Source organism: Allomuricauda ruestringensis DSM 13258 (assembly GCF_000224085.1).
GTDB lineage: Bacteria > Bacteroidota > Bacteroidia > Flavobacteriales > Flavobacteriaceae > Flagellimonas > Flagellimonas ruestringensis.
Genome location: NC_015945.1, coordinates 2,910,494 through 2,925,895, shown reverse-complemented (window position 1 = coordinate 2,925,895; position 15,402 = coordinate 2,910,494). Strand labels below are relative to the sequence as shown.

Here is a 15,402-nt window from a genome sequence, read left to right as displayed (position 1 = left end):
CAAGGACTTATGAAGGTCAAACTTTCAGAAATTTTCGGGAATACCACGAACCGATCTAGGTACTCAAGGGACGAACTCCTGTCCTTGGATGTAAAAATGGAATTTGTACAACGTTTGGCCCAATATTATGAAATCCCTTATATGTCGGATGGCAACGATGAACATAATCTATGCTTTGCCAACAGTGGCGCTGTCCGTTTTGAATATAAATCGACCTTTTCAAAAAAGGATATCATCACCTATCTCCTCTCCACTCTAAAAAAGGATATGTTCCATATGGGAACGGATGAAGTGATTTTTTCAAAATCGGTATAATCCGTATCGGCTTATCTTCATTTTTTGTAACCCAGACCGCACATTTTAATCCAATTGGTAACCAACATACCATTTGTACTATGAACGGTTTCATCTTTCCCTATACCACAAGACTTGTAAAAAAAGAAAAAGTCAACCACAATGTCGTCCGCTTTTCGGTCCAAAGACCCTTTGGATTCAATTTTATTCCAGGCCAGGCCGTGGAACTGAGTATCGACCAGCCCGGTTGTGAATTGGAGGTGGCTCCCTTTACGATTATAAGTGCCGAAGATGACCCATGTCTGGAGTTCATCATTAAGATACGGCCGAACAAGGACAGTCTGACCTACCGTTTGTCCGCATTAAAGCCAGGCGCGGTAATCCAGCTTAGTCGGCCCTGGGATACTTTTGAATATAGGGGTTATGGACATTTTATTGCCGCCGGCACGGGCATTGTTCCCTTTATGCCCATTCTGGACTATATCCATAGGTTTGGTCCCGAGTTCACGGAAAGCCATTTATTGGTCTATGCCACTAAAAGCAAAGAGGATATATTGTTTGAAAAAAGATTGAGGAAAATGTTGGGCAGCAATTTCATCATGAGGTTGAGCAGTCCAACGGCAAGCGAAAAACTTCCAGGACGTATTGATTTTGGGTTCCTAAAATCGATTGTTCAAAAAAAAGATCAATATTTTTATATCTGTGGGCCCAAGTCCTTCGAATTTGATATGATGACCCACTTGATGAAAATAGGTGTTGACCAAAAACGGATCCAAACAGGTTATAAGTTTGGACAGAGCAAAATCTTAAATTCCTGACGAACCATGGCTTTAGAAACAAACCAAGATTTCCTGAACAAACCTAATGTCCTTTTGGAGGAGGATGGGGAACAGCGGAGGAAAATGGAAAAATTGATATTGGAATTCGGCCACGGTTTTCTGGATAACTTGGGAACCATCAAAGCCTTTAACACAAATTCCGAAACTCTTAAAAATCTTGAACCGGAATTTAGGATTAGGGAAGATACCTCGAGTCTTGGCGAGCTACTAAGCTTTTTTGATCAAGCGGTAGTGGATCCTGGGTTAAACCCTGTATCGGGTGGCCATTTGGGCTATATTCCAGGTGGTGGACTGTTCAGTTCTGCACTGGGGGATTACCTGGCGGCATTGACCAACAGGTACGCTGGGGTATTCTATGCGTCCCCTGGTGCAGTAAAAATGGAAAATGCCCTAATTCAGTGGGCCGGAAAATTGATAGGATACAAGGATGGGTTTGGTGGGAATTTGACCTCTGGGGGTAGTTTGGCTAATCTTACAGCACTTTCCTGTGCCAAAAAACACCATGATATCTCCTCCCGGAATGTACGAACAAGTGTAATCTATTGCTCCACGCAGACACACCATAGCATTTATAAGGCAATACATTTGCTTGGATTGGAAGAATGTGTCCTGCAAAAAATTCCCTTGGATGCACAATTTAGGCTATCGACCCAATATCTGGAGGAACAGATCGAAAGGGATGTCAAAATGGGGCTGAGCCCATTTTTGGTCGTCGCCAATGCAGGTTCCACGGATATAGGTGCTATTGACCCCATTGAAATATTGGGCGCCATTTGCAAAAGACATGGAATATGGTTGCATGTGGATGCTGCCTATGGGGGCTTTTTCACACTGACAACCACTGGAAAATCCAAACTCAAGGGTTTGCACCAAGCGGATTCCGTAATCCTCGATCCCCATAAGGGCCTATTTCTACCATACGGATCCGGTATTGTTCTGGTAAAGGAGCTAAAGTGTTTGGTAAGGGCCTTTAAACAAGGGGCACATTACATGCAGGATAGCTATCAAAATGACCATTTCTCCCCCGCCGATCTTTCTCCGGAATTGAGCAAACATTTTAGGGGGCCGCGAATGTGGTTGCCGTTAAAACTTTATGGACCAAAGGTATTTTCCGATTACTTGGAAGAGAAACTGGTATTGACCGATTATCTCTATCGGAAATTGGTACAGCTAAACTTTAAGGTGCTCTGTGAACCGGAACTTACCGTTATTGCATTTAGGTATGAAGCCAGGCCGGATGATCATCTGTACAATGATGAACACAATAGGGCCATTCTAAGGTTCCTTGTATCGGACGGACGCATCTTCCTCTCCTCCACTATGATCCATGATAGGTTTGTCCTTCGTGCCGCCCTACTGTCCTTTAGGACACACAAAAAAGAGATAGACCTTCTTATGCATTTATTGGAAAGGGCATTGATCGAAACGAACAACTTACCTTAAACAGGATATCGTTTTCGTTTAAAATAGGATATCCCTGCCAATATGCCCACAGCACCAATGGAATAGTAGATAAAACCTGGGGTGACGATATTGTCCCCCTGGGCATACGAATGGAGTCCTGACAGGTAGAAGTTCACACCGAAATAGGTCATAAGGATGGCATAGAAGCCCAATACCCCCATGATTGAAAACAACCATGTATTGTTCAATTTAGGGACCAGTCGCATATGGATGATCAATGCATAGACCATGATACTTACCAATGCCCAGGTCTCTTTGGGATCCCAGGCCCAGTAACGGCCCCAACTCTCGTTGGCCCATTGTCCCCCTAAAAAATTACCAATGGTCAACATTACCAATCCAATGGTCAGTGTTATCTCTGTGAGCAGTGTTAATTTTTTGATGGCCAGTCTTAGATTACCATGGTTCCTTTTGTTCAACAGGGCCATGAACAATAGACTGAGTGCGCTAAGGATCATTCCCAGTGTAAAGGGGCCATAGCTCGCCACGATGATCGCTACGTGTATCATCAGCCAATAGGAATTGAGTACGGGCTGTAAATTGGCAATGGCCGGATCGAGCCAGTTCCAGTGGGCGACCATAAGGATTATGGCATTTACAAATGCGGTTGCAGCCAAGGCCAAGTCAAATTTTCGTCCAATGACAATCCCGAACAACATGGTGGCCCAACTAATATAGATGATGGATTCATAGGCATCACTCCAAGGGGCATGTCCCGAGATATACCATCTGGCCAACAAGCCTAGGGTTTGTGCGGCGAAGCATAGGTAGATCCCGACCCGGGGTATCCAAAGTATATTAGCAAACGTACCCTTTCCTTTAAAGAGGTAGAGAATCGCCGCGATCAGCAGCAATAATCCAAAGGAAAGGTACCAAGAAAAAAGATTCTTGAAAACGTCATATTCGTTATAAAGAATCTCCAGATCGATTTTGGAGGCATTGGGAATGACCCCATGGCCAAACTTCGATTGGTATTTTTCAATTTGTTCCAGCAAACGGAGGGATTCTTGAAAATTCCCGGTGGGTATCTCTTTTGAAAATGTATTGAAATAGAGGGGCAGTATACCTGCCACGAACAGGGAGTCCTTTTTCTGGAAGCCAAGTCCGGCCAATTGGCGATTTGAGGTCCAAGTATTATTCGACTCATTGGGTATCGGGAACAATCTCAGACCCTCCCCACTAAGGGTATTGTACAAGAGGTTTACCCTGCGATCCACCTCGATAAAGTCCTTTTCAAACTGATTGGGCACCATGGACTTGTAGGCCAGTGTCACTTGGTCCTTGATCTTATATTCGCCTTCCTTATCGAAAAATTTCGATAATGGGGCAAGTTTAGCTTCCCTCGATATCTCCAAGAGGCTCCTAAGGCTGTCATTCCCCCTCTTGATGTAAATCAAGGGGACATTGAACCACAGCTCGGGGAACTGTGCCATTGACAATATGGTTTGGTTCGCATTGAGCTCCTTATACGAGTAATCTTTACTGACTTTTCGCAATACCTCCGAAGCATAGGTGTCCATGGGCTTCATCCTCCCGTTGGCATCCTGGATGACCAAGCGGCCGAACTTTGCAGCATGTGTTTCCGGAACTTTATAGTGCAATAAAATGGAATCCAATTTTTTTTGGAATATAGAATCCATGGGATCGATATCACTCTGGCCATAGCCTTGGCATGAAATAAGGAAAAGGATGATCGTTCCAGCCCATTTGGTCGTGACATTGAGCCGTTTTAGTTTTCTTATCACTTGGCCGAACCGGGATTTTTTGGTAAAAAGAATGGCCAAGAGCCCAAAATATAAGAGAAAATAGCCTATATACGTGACCATTGTACCAAGGAAATCGTGGTTAACGGATAGGATGGTACCTTTTTCATCCGGGTGGAAGGACGATTGAAAAAAACGATAACCCCTATAGTCCAATACATGGTTCATATAAATTTCCGCTGATTGTTTTTTTTGGCCATCCAACACCTCCACTTTACTTTCAAAAGCCGAGTAACTGTTGGTGGTCCCTGGGTATCTTTCCGCAATGAAATCATCAAGTTGTAGCTGGAAGGGCAATTTATGTACCTTGCTCCCATAGGTGAAGGTATAGGTCAATCCATTGATTTCGGTAGTTGTGCGCTCGCCTATTTTTCTTTTTTTACCCAATACGACTACCTCTCGCTGAATCGTATCGCTGGCCACGGTAAGGATCAATCCATCCGAACCATCCAATTCCCCTGAAGGAGTACCCGAGGTCAATACCAATGCCCCCCTAGAGGGAGGTTCCGGTACAACGAATTTTACCTTTCCAAAGTCATAGAGCGCTTTGGTCTTTACCGTGTCCCTCTGCCCGGCTACGATTTCGGCTTCCCTACCAGTGGCCATTTCCAACAAGGAGCCTGTCAAGGGTGGCTCAAGTAGGGACTCTTCCCTTAGGGTCGAAAAGTTATAGGCCCCATCCACTGGCCTGTTGAGGCTATAGCTTATATCCCCACAATGGAACAGTTCATTTTCCTTGATAAAATGATCGTGTCTTTCGCCCTGTTTTGTTTCCACAATCTTTAAAAATAGAGCACCTTGGGGTTCTTTTCTAAAGCTCCATTGGGCATTCTTCACAAAGTCCTTATATGAAATCGTAATATCCCTATTATCGAAAACGGTCTTGATTGAAAACGTATTTAGCCTAGGTGTCGCACTGGACAACAACTGCCGTTTCTCGATATGCTGTTTTAAGGTTCGGGTTCCCTTACTTGCTTTAATTTCCACCTCCAAGAAGGCATCATCCGAAAGGATTTCATCGGAAGTCGCCCCTTCACGGATGGAGATCAGTCCAGTGAATCCATGATACCGGGTGATAAAGGCACCTATAATGATGACCACCAGGGCCAAATGTATGGTCAAGGTGGGCCATTTATGTTTTAAGTGCAGTCCGAATTTTTTAATGTTCAGAAAGAAATTGATCACAAACAACCCCATCAAGGTCTCAAACCACCATGAATTGTATATTGTAATCCGGGCCGCATCAATGGAATGTGCATTCTCAATAAATGTTCCCAGACCCATTCCCAAGGCAAGGGTAACAAAAAGTATCACCATGAGCCAAGTGGATCCCAAGAAGAAAATCAATTTTATGAATATTGTTTTCATAATACGTAATTAGGATTAAGACCATCCATAAAATCATCATCACTTTTCAAACAATCCCTAGTAGTGAAGGCATTATCCCATTTTCGATATATCATTATTTTTTCATCCAAATTGTCCGGCGGTTAATGGCCATCGATCTATTCTTATGACTTTTGGAATAAATGGTCAGTAGAATCATCAAAACAATGGAAATCAATCGAAAGAGGTTGGCATACCAACCTCCCATGGCATTTTCATCCACCGAAAAAAGCAACCAGCTCAAGTTCATAAGGGAGTGGGAAAATATGGCCATCCATAAGTTATTCTCCCACTCGGTATACAACCATCCAAACAAGACGGCACCTAAAAAAGTAATCCCAAAAATCCCTAGTGCCGAATTCAAATCATGGCTTTGGTACAGGTGTATGGCACCAAACCATAGGGCTCCAATAAAAATTGCAGGAACAAAACCCATTCTGGTGAACCTGTACAATTGACCAAATAAAAATCCCCTAAAAAAAACCTCTTCAAAAAATCCTGCCGCAATCACTGAAACCAATAGTTGGTTCACAGTGATTTCCGTATTTACATCAAATGCCAAATAATAGCCAATGAACATTGGGGCTGTAAACACACCCGAAAGCAACAGGGCTTTACCTATGTTTCCGTTCAATCCCAAGTATCGTGCAAAGTTCCATTTCTTGTGAACGAGCCATACACCAAAAAGAAGTGGCAAGGCAGAAAGTGTATATGCTAGTATGTGGCTTATCCCCCGCTGCCCAATGAACAAGTCCAAATAGGATCGGAGCCTATTGAAGTACAAATCATCCAGCACCCAATAGAGTAAGAACGCCCCAAATGTGACGATCATTATTTTACCTGTGTGATTCAATCCCAAGTACATTTGTCATGCTTTTTCAACAAAATGTCCAGTTTAACCTTTGTGGATACGAAAAGGGCATCAAAGACCAATTCTGGTATAAATCCAATCATAATTTTTTTAGAATTAAAGCGAAAATTAATTTTTCGTTAGTACCAATTTCCAGTCAATCAAAAACCAAGGTCCCATTGGTTGTAATACCCAATGAGGCCCTGGTTAGGAACAACCATCATCAATCAATCAATCATTCATCCAATCCATCAATCAATCAATAACCAACCAAATTTTTATATCGATTTTAGATATTCTTGTAAATCGTCCTTATCACCCTGTGATAGTTGAAGGTCAAAATGTCCATCGTAATGATCGATGACCTCGGCTAAGGTGGCAAATCTCCCATCATGATAAAAACCTCCTTTCATGCGGGCAAACAAGCCTCGCAAGGGCGTGGTCCTGTACATTCCTGTGGGCGATCTACTCGCTTCAAAATCATCGATTCCAATTTCCTCTGCCGTATGCAGGTTAAACCCGGCATCCGTGAAAATGGGTGCGATGTGGCAGGTGGCACATTGTGCAGGACCATTGAAAAGGACTTTGCCTCGCTCAGCGGCCGCCACATCATAACTCCCTTCAGGAGGTGTCGGTGCATCCAACGACAATTGGTAGGCCTGCAGTGCTGGAAGTTTTCCGGTAATCAAATCCGGGGAGTTGACCACATTGGCAAAATTATTTTCCACGGCTATGGGGAACATGCCTGCATCGTTCAGCCTGGCATCTGTAAAGTTCCCTTGACCGTGCATTTCCAGATTGGCGACAAAGGCATTCCAATAGACCATATCCCCCCAACCGGTATAGGTTGCCAAATTAACGCCTTGCAATCCATAGGCTGCGGGAAGTAGGTTTGCGGCAATGGATCCATCAGGTCGTGTGGCGATACCATCCACCATCAGACCGGCATTAAATTTCCCCGGGCCCCAACCATTCAATACCGCATTGACCGTAGGGACATCCACATGGAGCAAATCGGCCAAAAATTGGGCATTGTCCGTCAATGAAACAATGACGCCAACATTCAAATCCCTATTGGGATAACCATCCAATCGTTTACCGATACCCTCAGAAAAGGAATCATCCACCGTGGAATGGCATAGGGCACAGGTAATACCGATAGAGGACAGGTCACCTGTCTCATCAAAATTACCTTTGATCCCGACAACCGAATTCAACCGGAGCAGTTCCACTGTGGTGGCCGGGTCATTCAAGTCAACATCCCCTGATTGTATCAGGGAGACCACCTCAGCGGGCAAGGCCTCGGCATCCACCTTAAGCCCAACGGCCAGTGCTGTTGCTGGGCTCACCCCATCGCCATACCCTCCATTATCCGCTCCTAGGATGGCCTTGTCCAAATGGAGAACACCGCTCCAAAATGCCTCGTCACCAAAGGTATCATGTCTGAACACTTCTCTTCCCTGGGCCACCAGTACGGGGTCCAAGTGCAAAGTGTCTATAGTGGTCTCGATAATGGTATCCGTGACCGTTTCGGTAATTGTCTCGGTAATGGTCTCTGTCTTTGTACAACTGGACAAATAAACGAGCACCACGGTAAGTACTGATAATTTCGAATAGAAATATTTGTTCATGGTAGTTTAATTTAGATTTTAAAATCAGTTATTGAACCGATTTGGACAACAACGTCCCAAACCGGTTCGTCATAATTTTCTTTTTCAAAAAGCTTTATTCAACCGTAATGGTTCCCTTCATAACCTTGTGAAGGTTACAGAAATATTGTTCATCATCTGTCACCACTTTACTCCAGACCTCATTTTGGCCAAAAGGTTTTGAAGTCCATTTCTGGTCCTTTTCATCGGTCACATCATGGAGGTAAAAATCTTTGTTCACCCATTCCACGGTATCTCCTTCCTTCACGGTCAAATGATCGGGAATAAACTTCATCCGGAATATTTTTACTGTATGCTTCTTTGGGGGTTCCTCCATGACTTTGAGCTTGTTATAGGCCCATACCTCCATAAAAAATGTCAACAGGATTATCGAGGACACCGTTATTTTTGGAATCAAGGATCTCATTATACTACCCTTTAATGTTCTTTTGGACCATCTCAGCATGTCCCAGATGTGCCTCCAAAGCTGGAACGACCGCACTTAGCAATTCTTTCAATTCACCATTCTCGGTCTCAGGGATCAAAAGGTTTTTCACCGCTCCTATGACCGCTTTATGGTAAGCCACCTCATTGTCGATATAAACTGCGTCAAATTTTTTCTTGGAGGTTCTTTTGAGCTTTCTTTTGGTTTTCTCGGCATCCTTCAACAAGGATTGGCTAACAACATTATCTTTTGGGTCCACACCCAGTTTTTTGACCAAGGCCACAGCTTGTGCAATGACTGCATTGTGATCTTTTACCATCATGTTGGCAAAATCCAATATTTCCTTGTTATTGGACTTTTCCAATGCTATCTGTGCATAATCGATATCAATTTGGTTCGCCACAACGGCCACTGACGCCACCTCTGTGTCCATCAACGGGGTTTCCTGCCCAAACGTAAGAACACCCATCATCGCAATGACCACTAGGCTAAAAGCTTTTCTCATTTTTATTGTTTTTATTTGTTAATACACCCATTGGATGCAAACGGGCGAATGCGGTTACAAAAGTTTATTGGAAAGTCGACACGAACTCTTTTTTGGTCCATTCATTTTTGAACTTCCCCAGATAACTCCCCGTCTTTGTATGGCTGTTATGGTCCTTGATGCCCCTCGAGGCCACGCAAAGATGGTTGGCCTCCACATATACGGCCACATGTTCCGTGTCCAAAAGCACGGATAAGGTCTCTGCGATTTCCCTGGTCAATTTTTCCTGGACCTGTGGCTTTCTACCGATAAAGTCCACGATCCTATTAATCTTGGAAAGCCCAATGACCTTTTTATTCGGAAAATATGCAACATTCACCTTTCCGAAAAAGGGCACAAAGTGGTGCTCGCAATAGGAATACAGACTAATGTCGTTGACAACCACCATTTCGTCAAAGTTGTAGGTATTGTCAAAAAAGGACACTTCGGGAAATTGGGTCTCATCCAAACCGACAAAAGCTTCATTTACAAACATTTTTGCGACCCGTGCCGGAGTATCCTTTAAGCTAGGGTCATCCAGGTCCAGCCCGAGCACTTCCATTATCCTTCCAAAATGATGGGCGATTTCGGCAATTTTATCATTCTTCTTTAGACGTTGACCGTTCTCTCCATTGCACAACGTTCCATTGACCTGGGTCACAGTGCTTGTCCTGCTTTGGTCAGCAGGTTTCATATCCTTCTTCATTAATATCCTATTTGTATATTATGCGCCTTGACCCCAAGATTCATTAAAATGCCCTTTATGCTGGTGGAGAAGTCATCCGGTCCACACACATAGAAATACTGATCGGGTTCAACAATTCTGGAATCCAAATATTTTCGATCAATCCTTCCATAGCCATATCCCTCGACTTGTTCTTCGCTCAGGATATTGTAAAAATGAGATCCTAGTTTTTCTTCGAGTTCCTTTTTAAGAATAACATCCTTCAATTTTCTATTGGCATATATCAATTTATGGCCCAATAGGGTACCTTGTTCTTCGGATATCTTGATCATGGGAATAAAGGGAGTAATGCCTGATCCTGCCGCAATGAATGTCCCTTTGCCTAGATACTCAAATGATTTCCAGGCACTGGTTATGCTCAGTGTATCTCCTACTTTCCTTTGGGAAATGGTGTGGGTAAACCCCTTTAGGTTCGGATAGACCTTAATGATCAATTCCAGAACAGTCGAATCAGGCATGTTGGTCAAGGTAAAGGGTGCCGACCGTTGGTTTGTCCCTCCGGTATCCAAGATGACATCCACAGCATCTCCAGGGGCACATTGAAATTCTTTTGGTCTCTCCAAAACAAATTGGACCACATTATGGGTCAACCACACCTTTTTAAGAATTTTTACAGAATAATTCATGGTATTTTTGTTAAAGTCAATTTCGTACCTTGATTGAATCATCGAGGTACAGTCGCAATCATTCGATCATCAAATTTGGGCATTGGACCATTGTAATGGAAAAATCCATTGCCGTTCATTAGATGACAATTTTATAAAGTGGTTACATTTTTGTAACCAATTATAGCGTACTGCATCCAATGAATGTGGCTCAACTAAAAAAAGGAAAACGTGGTATCAAATAAAAACAATCCCATTCAGACCCAAAAAGTACTACCGGACCATTTGGTCGTTGAAAAAGTATTGAATGGGGAGACCGAATTATTTGAAATATTGATGAGGCGTTATAATGAACTGTTATACCGAACTGTCCGAAGTTACATCAATCAGGATTCTGATGTTGAGGACATCATGCAGGACGCCTATGTCAAGGCCTACCAAAAATTGTATCAATTTAAAAATGAATCCACATTTTCAACTTGGTTGGTACGAATAGGGATCAATGAAGCACTACAACGCAAACGAAAGTTCAAAAATTATAGAACAACAGCCCTAGAACACGAGTCGGGCATTCTTCAAATAGCAGATACGTCAGTCATGAACCCAGAAAACAGCACCATTTACAAAGAGTCGGTTGCCTTTATAGAAAAGGCGGTAGATACCCTTCCCCAAAAGTACAAGATTATCTATATGTTGAGGGAAGTTGAGGGAATGGAAATTTCTGAAATTTCAAAAACGCTTGATTTGACCGTCAGCAATGTAAAAGTGCGACTGTTCAGAGCAAGGAACATGATCAAAGACTATATTTTCACAACCACAAACACCAAGAACATTTTTGAGTTCGGCAACCATAAATGTGATTGCCTTGTGGAACTGGTCCTTAAGAGGATACAGGGCATGGAATTTAGTTAGGTCCACTTCCAAAACCTAGGACAGGAACGGCTTCACTACATCATTTTTGTAACCCCTTCTCAATATCTGCATCTAAAGGGTACAAATAAATACTAAAATTATGATACTTGCTAATGTACAAAAAGTGCAAAATTTATTGAAATACACCTTTGGTATTGTTCCAATCGTAGCTGGATTGGATAAGTTTACGAATGTATTGACCGATTGGTCCCAATATATGTCAACAGGCCTTGTTGAACTATTGCCCGTGGATATTGGAATTTTTATGGGCACTATAGGGGTGATTGAGATTGCCGCTGGAATAGTGGTTTTGGTACGCCCTCAAATTGGTGGTTACATTGTCGCTCTATGGCTGGTTTTGATCGCATTGGTCCTGATCGTGACCGGAAATCACCTGGATGTCGCTGTAAGGGATTTGGTCATGGCCATTGCGGCCCTGTCCTTGGTAAAATTATCCGAGTAGACTTCCTGTGAAAAATGTTGACCAAGTGAACACATTGTGAAATTATTGAACAACGATACAGGCACAATTTTTTACTCATGATGCCTTCAAAGGACCATGCCTTTTTTAGTATGGTCCTTTATTTTTCAACCGTATATAATCTTATCCTACCATCCTGATCAACTAAGAAATGATACATTAAATTTTTTCATGGATAATTATTTAAGACATTTTTGTCCGATTTATTTTTAGTGTTATCTTTGTCCTAAATCCTATTCCAACTATGTTCGACGGATCAATCATACAAGAACTTATGGTCGAAGCGCCCCAGTGGTCCAATGTTTATATAGAGATATTGTTTGGATCATTAGGACCGCCAATGGACCAAAGGAATCCCACTGCCCAAGAATGTGGCGTGAATTGTCCTGTCAGTGGGAGTACCAAAAAATTCCAATTGGGGGCCACATGTGAGTTGAACGATTTATTTCGGGGCATTTTTGTACAAAGGGGAGCCATGACCAACTTGGTGGGCGTCTATATCCAGACACTTAATACCAACCTCCGGAAAGGTTGTTTAAAGCAACTATCGGTTTGAAAGGTTAAAAAAAAATTAAATAAATAAAGGACAAAATTGTCCTATTTAAGAAATATAATGGATTATAGTAGGCAGATCTTTATTTTATCACTCTTTTTCCTACCCCTTACGGCGGTAGCACAAACTACAACGGTGAATTCGGAAGATTGGATAACGAGTCCCGGGATAATTGGCACTTTGGTCCTGGTCTTCATTGTTGTTTTTATTGCGGTCCTCATCTTCATGGCGAGGCTCAACTCCTATGTAAAGCTGTTGAAACATCGACAGCTCGAAAAGAAGAACCTTGCTTTCAACGAAGAGCTATTGGCACTCCAAGAGGAAGAGATCGATACCATTCTCCAGCAACGTAAAAGTGGATTGAAGTACCGATTGAAAGGCACAGAACTTGGTAGTGACCACGGAGCTGTGGATGAAAAGGGCCTGGTAAGTCGGGTAACCAATGAACCTGAAAATCCTCTGTTCGATGAAAAGAAAAAAACACCACTGGGCATCGAGACACCCTATGCACTCAAAAAGATCGTTACCTATTATTTGGGGGCATCAGTGTTCTGGTTGGTATTTGGGACTTTGGTGGGCCAATATGTGGGTATGAAATTTCTGTGGCCGGAAATGGACCATTTTTCCTGGTTATCCTTTGGAAGGTTGCGCCCTGTCCACACGAACGCGGTATTTTGGGGGTGGGCCTCCCTGGCCATGATCGGTCTTGGCTATTTTGTGATCGCCCGAACCTCAAATGCCAAGATCCATAGTTATGGGAGTGCATGGTGGACCTGGCGCTTGATCAATCTTGCTGTACTTCTGGGCACTCTTTCCCTTATGTCAGGAATCAACAATGGGGGTGGCGAGTACCGGGAATACACTTGGCCTGTGATGCTGCTCTTTGCCATTGGCCTGGTCATTACATTTCGGAATTTCTATAAAACCATCGCCTCTAGGAAGATTACGGATATCTATGTATCCAATTGGTACATGCTGGCCGCATTGATTTGGACCACGGTATTGGCCATTATCGGATACATGCCCTTTTTCTCCAATGGCCTGGGCGAGACCGTTATACAGGGATATTACATGCACCAAGGCGTAGGCATGTGGTTCATGACCTTCACCTTGGGACTGATCTATTATTACCTGCCCTCTTCGTTGAACAAACCCATTTATTCCTATTCTCTGGGGGTATTGGCGTTTTGGACCCAGATGCTGTTCTACACCATGATCGGTACGCACCACTTTGTATTCAGCCCCCTCCCCTGGTGGTTGCAGACAACGGCCATCGTCTTCAGTGCGGGCATGTTCATCCCTGTAGTGGCCGGCACGACCAATTTCTTGATGACCATGAGGGGAAGTTGGAGACACATATCGAAGAGTTATGTCCTGCCCTTCTTCTTGGTCGGGGTCATCTTTTATTTTGTCGGTTCCACCCAGGGCAGTGTACAAGCATTCAGGTTTACCAATTACGTGTGGCACTTTACCGATTTCAATGTGGCCCATTCGCATATGACCATGTATGGTATCATTACCTTCATACTCTGGGCCTGTATCTATACCATTTTGCCCAAACTTACCGGCAAGGAACCACCACAGGTCCTTGTAGGGGCGCATTTCTGGATGGCCTTTGTTGGACTCTTTGCCTATATGATATCATTAATGGTGGGCGGTACCTATAAAGGGCTGAGCTGGATTGAGGGCAATGCATTTCTGAATTCCGTCATATTGATGAAACCGTATTGGTTATGGCGTGCCATTGGAGGGTCGTTGATGTTCACTTCGCATCTGGTCTTCGCCTATAACTTTTATATTATGGTCAACAAAAGGAAGTCTGTAGAATCTTTAAGTGTTCCTGGAGTGGAACATGGGAACAATTAAGATAAATGTTATGTTCGATTTTCATAAAAATCACAAAGTATTGGTCATAGCCGCCCTGGTCGGGTTTGTAACACTTAGTTTTATCGTTGCGGTGTTTCCAGCCTATCAGATGCAGGATGTCCAACCCCTGCCCCAACAACCCGTGATGACACAGAGCGAAAGGAATGGCCTGGAAGTTTATATCCGGGAGGGTTGTGTCGCCTGTCATACCCAACAGGTACGCAATATAGAAATGGACAACATGTGGGGGGACCGTCCCTCCATTCCATCTGATTATTATTACGGCAAGGAACGTATGGGGGTTTGGAGGCAATCCCCTTCCCTTTTGGGAAGTGAACGTACAGGTCCCGACCTGACCAATATCGGAAAACGCCAGCCCAGTATTGATTGGCACTTGCTTCATTTGTACAATCCACGGTCGGTTGTTGGACAATCGATCATGCCCTCTTATCCGTGGTTGTTTGAAATAATTGATACAAATTCCATTGACGGGGACGACAAGGTCGTCAATCTTCCCGAGTCCTTTGCGCCACCCGGGGGCACGACCGTAATAGCCAAAAAGGAAGCATTGCAACTGGTGGCCTATCTACAGTCGTTGCAACAGACCGATCTGCCCGATGGTCGGGAAGAAAAGTTCATTCCCGCCTTGGAGCGAAAACAAACTGGCGATACAAAGGACATCAATAATACCAGTTCCCTTAATGGGGAAACCCTATACCTGCAGACCTGTGCCGTTTGCCACCAGGACAACGGTAAGGGAGTGGCCGGTGCATTTCCACCTTTGGTAGGAAGCGAGATTGTCAATGACGAGGATCCGGAGCTGATGATCAAGATCATCTTACAGGGCTATGATGCACGTTCTGAATTTGCGACCATGCAGGCCTTCGCCGATCAGCTTTCTGATGCCGAGATTGCTGCCATTGCCACCCATGAGCGGACCAGTTGGGGCAATACAGGTTCAAAGGTGACCGAAGAAGAGGTCCGTAAGATACGTGAATACATAAACAAAGATCTAAACCCTTAGGAA

The 15,402-nt window shown here is 43.7% G+C and carries 15 protein-coding genes; 8 read left to right on the top strand and 7 right to left on the bottom strand.

The features are described from left to right. The first annotated feature begins 9 nt into the window (after window positions 1–9). The 3 genes from MURRU_RS13190 (at window position 10) to MURRU_RS13180 (ending at window position 2,576) form a co-directional block, all read left to right on the top strand. Complete coding sequence (locus tag MURRU_RS13190) at window positions 10–315, top strand: hypothetical protein (protein WP_014033972.1); 306 nt, start codon at window positions 10–12, stop codon at window positions 313–315. An 80-nt stretch (window positions 316–395) separates the two neighbouring features. Beyond that, window positions 396–1,112, top strand: a complete 717-nt coding sequence (locus MURRU_RS13185) for an FAD-binding oxidoreductase (protein WP_014033971.1) — start codon at window positions 396–398, stop codon at window positions 1,110–1,112. 6 nt (window positions 1,113–1,118) lie between these two features. Then, the gene (locus MURRU_RS13180) at window positions 1,119–2,576 is read left to right on the top strand and encodes a pyridoxal phosphate-dependent decarboxylase family protein (protein WP_014033970.1); all 1,458 of its coding nucleotides are present in this window, start codon (window positions 1,119–1,121) and stop codon (window positions 2,574–2,576) included. Here MURRU_RS13180 and MURRU_RS13175 read toward each other — a convergent pair. From MURRU_RS13175 to MURRU_RS13140, 7 genes are all read right to left on the bottom strand, one after another. Further along, complete coding sequence (locus tag MURRU_RS13175; RefSeq protein WP_014033969.1) at window positions 2,573–5,728, bottom strand: cytochrome c biogenesis protein CcsA; 3,156 nt, start codon at window positions 5,726–5,728, stop codon at window positions 2,573–2,575. The two genes, MURRU_RS13180 and MURRU_RS13175, sit on opposite strands and share 4 nt — an antisense overlap. Window positions 5,729–5,822: 94 nt before the next feature. Further along, the gene (locus MURRU_RS13170; RefSeq protein WP_245545039.1) at window positions 5,823–6,578 is read right to left on the bottom strand and encodes a CPBP family intramembrane glutamic endopeptidase; all 756 of its coding nucleotides are present in this window, start codon (window positions 6,576–6,578) and stop codon (window positions 5,823–5,825) included. 296 nt (window positions 6,579–6,874) lie between these two features. Beyond that, entirely contained in the window at window positions 6,875–8,227 is a 1,353-nt protein-coding gene (locus MURRU_RS13160; protein ID WP_014033966.1) for a hypothetical protein, read from the bottom strand. A gap of 94 nt (window positions 8,228–8,321) precedes the next feature. Continuing rightward, a complete protein-coding gene (locus tag MURRU_RS13155; protein ID WP_014033965.1) occupies window positions 8,322–8,672 on the bottom strand; it encodes a plastocyanin/azurin family copper-binding protein in 351 nt (116 codons plus the stop codon). A gap of 4 nt (window positions 8,673–8,676) precedes the next feature. Then, entirely contained in the window at window positions 8,677–9,195 is a 519-nt protein-coding gene (locus tag MURRU_RS13150; protein WP_014033964.1) for a DUF4142 domain-containing protein, read from the bottom strand. 64 nt (window positions 9,196–9,259) lie between these two features. Then, entirely contained in the window at window positions 9,260–9,919 is a 660-nt protein-coding gene (gene folE / locus MURRU_RS13145; RefSeq protein ID WP_245545038.1) for a GTP cyclohydrolase I FolE, read from the bottom strand. Continuing rightward, window positions 9,919–10,584: an FAD-binding oxidoreductase gene (locus MURRU_RS13140; protein ID WP_014033962.1), complete on the bottom strand. Its 666-nt coding sequence runs from the start codon at window positions 10,582–10,584 to the stop codon at window positions 9,919–9,921. The genes folE and MURRU_RS13140 overlap by 1 nt, the downstream gene beginning before the upstream one ends. A 210-nt stretch (window positions 10,585–10,794) precedes the next feature. Between MURRU_RS13140 and MURRU_RS13135 the strand changes: the two genes are divergently transcribed. The 5 genes from MURRU_RS13135 to MURRU_RS13115 all read left to right on the top strand — a co-directional run bounded on the left by MURRU_RS13135 (window position 10,795) and on the right by MURRU_RS13115 (window position 15,399). Further along, the gene (locus tag MURRU_RS13135) at window positions 10,795–11,475 is read left to right on the top strand and encodes an RNA polymerase sigma factor (protein ID WP_014033961.1); all 681 of its coding nucleotides are present in this window, start codon (window positions 10,795–10,797) and stop codon (window positions 11,473–11,475) included. A gap of 100 nt (window positions 11,476–11,575) precedes the next feature. Then, window positions 11,576–11,938, top strand: coding sequence for a hypothetical protein (locus MURRU_RS13130; protein ID WP_014033960.1), 363 nt, complete (start codon window positions 11,576–11,578; stop codon window positions 11,936–11,938). Window positions 11,939–12,200: 262 nt separating this feature from the next. Continuing rightward, window positions 12,201–12,512, top strand: a complete 312-nt coding sequence (locus MURRU_RS13125) for a hypothetical protein (protein WP_014033959.1) — start codon at window positions 12,201–12,203, stop codon at window positions 12,510–12,512. A gap of 57 nt (window positions 12,513–12,569) precedes the next feature. Further along, window positions 12,570–14,375 carry a cbb3-type cytochrome c oxidase subunit I gene (locus MURRU_RS13120; protein ID WP_041801542.1) on the top strand — a complete coding sequence of 602 codons (1,806 nt, stop codon included), beginning with the start codon at window positions 12,570–12,572 and terminating at the stop codon, window positions 14,373–14,375. A gap of 10 nt (window positions 14,376–14,385) precedes the next feature. Next, on the top strand, window positions 14,386–15,399 hold the full coding sequence (locus tag MURRU_RS13115) for a cbb3-type cytochrome c oxidase subunit II (RefSeq protein ID WP_041802039.1): 1,014 nt from the start codon (window positions 14,386–14,388) through the stop codon (window positions 15,397–15,399). Window positions 15,400–15,402: the final 3 nt, after the last annotated feature.

What these genes read in the sequence shown, in the direction of transcription:
- MURRU_RS13130 (WP_014033960.1), top strand. Translation starts at nt 11,576, where the DNA reads ATGATACTTGCTAATGTACAAAAAGTGCAAAATTTATTGAAATACACC.
- MURRU_RS13140 (WP_014033962.1), bottom strand. Translation starts at nt 10,584, where the DNA reads ATGAATTATTCTGTAAAAATTCTTAAAAAGGTGTGGTTGACCCATAAT.
- MURRU_RS13190 (WP_014033972.1), top strand. Translation starts at nt 10, where the DNA reads ATGAAGGTCAAACTTTCAGAAATTTTCGGGAATACCACGAACCGATCT.
- MURRU_RS13150 (WP_014033964.1), bottom strand. Translation starts at nt 9,195, where the DNA reads ATGAGAAAAGCTTTTAGCCTAGTGGTCATTGCGATGATGGGTGTTCTT.
- MURRU_RS13115 (WP_041802039.1), top strand. Translation starts at nt 14,386, where the DNA reads ATGTTCGATTTTCATAAAAATCACAAAGTATTGGTCATAGCCGCCCTG.
- MURRU_RS13120 (WP_041801542.1), top strand. Translation starts at nt 12,570, where the DNA reads ATGGATTATAGTAGGCAGATCTTTATTTTATCACTCTTTTTCCTACCC.
- MURRU_RS13180 (WP_014033970.1), top strand. Translation starts at nt 1,119, where the DNA reads ATGGCTTTAGAAACAAACCAAGATTTCCTGAACAAACCTAATGTCCTT.
- MURRU_RS13170 (WP_245545039.1), bottom strand. Translation starts at nt 6,578, where the DNA reads ATGATCGTCACATTTGGGGCGTTCTTACTCTATTGGGTGCTGGATGAT.
- folE (WP_245545038.1), bottom strand. Translation starts at nt 9,919, where the DNA reads ATGAAGAAGGATATGAAACCTGCTGACCAAAGCAGGACAAGCACTGTG.
- MURRU_RS13155 (WP_014033965.1), bottom strand. Translation starts at nt 8,672, where the DNA reads ATGAGATCCTTGATTCCAAAAATAACGGTGTCCTCGATAATCCTGTTG.
- MURRU_RS13160 (WP_014033966.1), bottom strand. Translation starts at nt 8,227, where the DNA reads ATGAACAAATATTTCTATTCGAAATTATCAGTACTTACCGTGGTGCTC.
- MURRU_RS13125 (WP_014033959.1), top strand. Translation starts at nt 12,201, where the DNA reads ATGTTCGACGGATCAATCATACAAGAACTTATGGTCGAAGCGCCCCAG.
- MURRU_RS13175 (WP_014033969.1), bottom strand. Translation starts at nt 5,728, where the DNA reads ATGAAAACAATATTCATAAAATTGATTTTCTTCTTGGGATCCACTTGG.
- MURRU_RS13185 (WP_014033971.1), top strand. Translation starts at nt 396, where the DNA reads ATGAACGGTTTCATCTTTCCCTATACCACAAGACTTGTAAAAAAAGAA.